Raw genomic sequence first — 3,289 nt, 5'->3', positions numbered from 1 at the left:
CTCAAAAGCAATCACCGGGATCCCTTGTAAGATAGCACCATGTTTAGACGGGTCATCATCTATAAATGCACTGACATAATACTCTTCACCCGCCGCGATTGCTGGAGCTAACTGCCGCCCAGCCGAGCCTGCGCCATAAACCACAACCGGTGTTTTATTGACTGTTGCCAAACGGCTCACCATCGCACGCACCGCAATGCGTGAACCACCCACAGACAGAATTAATAACCAGGCATAGATCAATGGCATGGTGCGGGGAATGGTCACATAGGTGAAGAATGATGCCATCACCAGCGCCACGGTACTTATCACAGTCCCAACAATCACCGCGCCGACAGCATGTGCGCCGACATAACGAAGCACAGCGCGATACAAGCCGACTTTGATAAACGCCAGCAAACTCACGGGCAGTAACAAACTAAGCAACAACCAGTTCTCAATAACAAAGAAAGGAGAAAAACTATCAAGCCTGACCACAAGAGCCAGCCAAAATGCACTGAAAATAAAAACGGAGTCTATTAGAAGTGTGAGCGCACGCTTTTTTGAGCGAGATGCATTAAGAAGAGAACTGAACCAACTATCCACTGTAAATCCTTGAGCTAAAGAAGTTCAATTACACAAAGTAACTATACAGTTATAGCTAATAAATATACACAGATATCTGATAACTGTCGAACTGAATTCAGCCTACGCACGAGAAAGACAGGATGAACACACCAAGAAACCTTGCAAAACTATGGGCATATTAATTAAAAAGTGCGGATTGCTTGGCAGGGAAGGATATTAAGAACGAATGCCACTGATTTATTTCCAGCGTACCTAACCCAAACTGAAGCCTGAGAACATCCGGCAGAAAAGCGGATAATTGCCAGGCCCCTGTCTGGGCAAGATAAAAGACTTACTGATAAATCTATACCTTATAGAAGTCTTTGTACCATTTTATTAAGCGTTTTACGCCTTCCTCAACACCAACCTGAGGCTTATAACCCGTTGCTTCAAACAGATCATCAGTATCGGCAAACGTTTTATAAACATCGCCTGGTTGCATTTCTCTAAAATTCTTAGCAGCCTCGATACCTAATTCGGTCTCAATTGCTCCAATGAACTCCATTAGATTAATTGGGCTACCATGGCCTATGTTATACACACTATAAGGTGCCGAACTTGATGCTGGCGTGCCAGATTCGACTTTCCACGTTGGTTGACGAGTGGGTATTACATCAGCGATTCTAACAACGCCTTCTACGATATCATCAATATAAGTAAAGTCGCGCCACATATCACCGTTATTATTTACGTCGATAGTTTCACCTTTCAATATTTTGTTAGTGAAAATATACGGCGCCATATCAGGCCTGCCCCACGGTCCGTAAACGGTGAAAAAGCGTAATCCTGTTGTCGGCAAATCATAAAGGTGTGAGTAGCTGTGCGCCATCAACTCATTTGACTTTTTAGTAGCAGCATAAAGAGAAACAGGGTGATCAACAGAGTCGCTGGTTTCAAATGGCGTCTTTTCATTCAATCCATATACAGAACTTGATGACGCATACACTAAATGCTTCACTGCGTTATTTCTGCAACCTTCAAGAATATTCAAATGACCAACGAGGTTACTATCAGCATATGCATGCGGGTTTTCAATCGAATACCTGACTCCCGCTTGTGCAGCTAAATGAATAACGATATCGAAAGATTCATCGTCGAATAATGCTGCAAGTTGATCTCTGTTGGCAATGTCCGTTTCTATAAATCTAAAGTTTTCGTCATGCTCAATATTTGCCAAACGAGCATGCTTTAAGCTCACGTCATAGTAATCGTTCAAGTTATCGATACCAACAACCTGGTGTGCTTGCTCCAACAGCTTTTCACATACAGCGGCACCAATGAAGCCAGCTGCACCTGTTACTAAGTATTTCACTATTAATCCTTCCTAATCATTGCCAAATAAATCACGGGTATAAACTTTACTTTCGACATCTAACAACTCATTCGTCATTCTGTTAGAGATGATTACATCAGAAGACGCTTTTAACTCTTCGAGTGAACTTACAACTTTAGAGTTAAAAAACGAACTTTCTTTTAAGGTTGGTTCATAAATGATCACCTCGATCCCCTTGGCCTTAATGCGCTTCATAACACCTTGAATTGCAGAAGCCCTAAAGTTGTCGGAACCTGATTTCATCACCAATCTATAAATACCCACGACCTTTGGTTCACGCTTTATAATCGAATCCGCAATAAAATCTTTGCGCGTCGTATTTGCGTCAACAATCGCACGGATCATGTTATTTGGCACATCTTTATAATTTGCTAATAACTGTTTTGTGTCTTTTGGCAAGCAATAACCACCATAGCCAAAAGATGGATTGTTGTAATGAGACCCAATTCTCGGGTCTAAACCAACCCCTTCAATGATCTGTTTAGCATCCAGACCATGGCTTTCAGCATAACTATCCAGCTCATTAAAGTAAGCCACGCGCATAGCCAGGTAAGTGTTTGAAAACAACTTGATCGCTTCAGCTTCAGTTGCGTCAGTAAACAACACTTGTGTATCCTGTTTTTTTGCCCCTTGCTGCAGCAATTGCGCAAAAACCTTAGCTCTTTCGCTCTGCTCACCAACGATAATCCGGGATGGGTGCAAGTTATCGTAAAGCGCTTTTCCTTCTCTCAAAAATTCAGGAGAGAAAATAATATTATCGACACCAAACTTTTCATTCACTGAGGCTGTGTAGCCAACCGGTACGGTTGATTTGATAACCATCGTTGCGCTAGGGTTAATTGCCAGAACATCTGCGATAACGGACTCAACGCTACTTGTATTAAAAAAGTTTGTCTCTGGATCATAATCTGTAGGCGTCGCTATGATAACGAAATCACTATCTTGCAGAGCCAACTCTTTGTTCGTAGTCGCAGTAAAGTTGATATCTTCATTCTTCAAAAAATGAGTAATCTCTGTATCAACAATGGGTGATTGCTTATCCAATAAAAGGTCAACTTTGCCTTTATCTATATCAACGGCAACAACCTCGTTATGCTGGGCCAGCAATAGCGCGTTTGACAAGCCAACATAACCTATTCCAAAGACAGTAATCTTCATCAAAAATCCATTACATTCAAAACGTTAATAAACTAAGCTAAGAGTGAGCTAACTATTTAAAACTGATAACCTTGCTCTCGCTCGCTTCTATTTTGGCATTCCATACCAAATCACAAATTCCATCTGTTGGGTTGAATCCCGTAGGTGCATCCAGCAGTAACTGACGAATTTGCTCATGCTCAAAGTTGTGAC

Annotated in this window: 2 protein-coding genes and 1 pseudogene; all 3 read right to left on the bottom strand. The window is 41.8% G+C overall.

Going from position 1 to position 3,289, the window contains the following annotated elements; all coding sequences use genetic code 11:
- Positions 1-585: pseudogene (locus MHN31_RS23915) on the bottom strand (polysaccharide biosynthesis protein); the annotation flags it as partial.
- A gap of 325 nt (positions 586-910) precedes the next feature.
- On the bottom strand, positions 911-1,918 hold the full coding sequence (locus tag MHN31_RS23910; RefSeq protein ID WP_125559011.1) for an NAD-dependent epimerase: 1,008 nt from the start codon (positions 1,916-1,918) through the stop codon (positions 911-913).
- A 12-nt stretch (positions 1,919-1,930) separates the two neighbouring features.
- The gene (locus MHN31_RS23905) at positions 1,931-3,097 is read right to left on the bottom strand and encodes a nucleotide sugar dehydrogenase (RefSeq protein WP_125559009.1); all 1,167 of its coding nucleotides are present in this window, start codon (positions 3,095-3,097) and stop codon (positions 1,931-1,933) included.
- Positions 3,098-3,289 lie beyond the last annotated feature (192 nt).

This window comes from Pseudoalteromonas sp. McH1-42 (genome assembly GCF_022347845.1).
GTDB classification, from domain to species: Bacteria; Pseudomonadota; Gammaproteobacteria; order Enterobacterales; family Alteromonadaceae; genus Pseudoalteromonas; species Pseudoalteromonas rubra_D.
The sequence above is the reverse complement of the archived record's forward strand: the minus strand, read 5'-3'. Positions and strand labels throughout refer to the sequence as shown.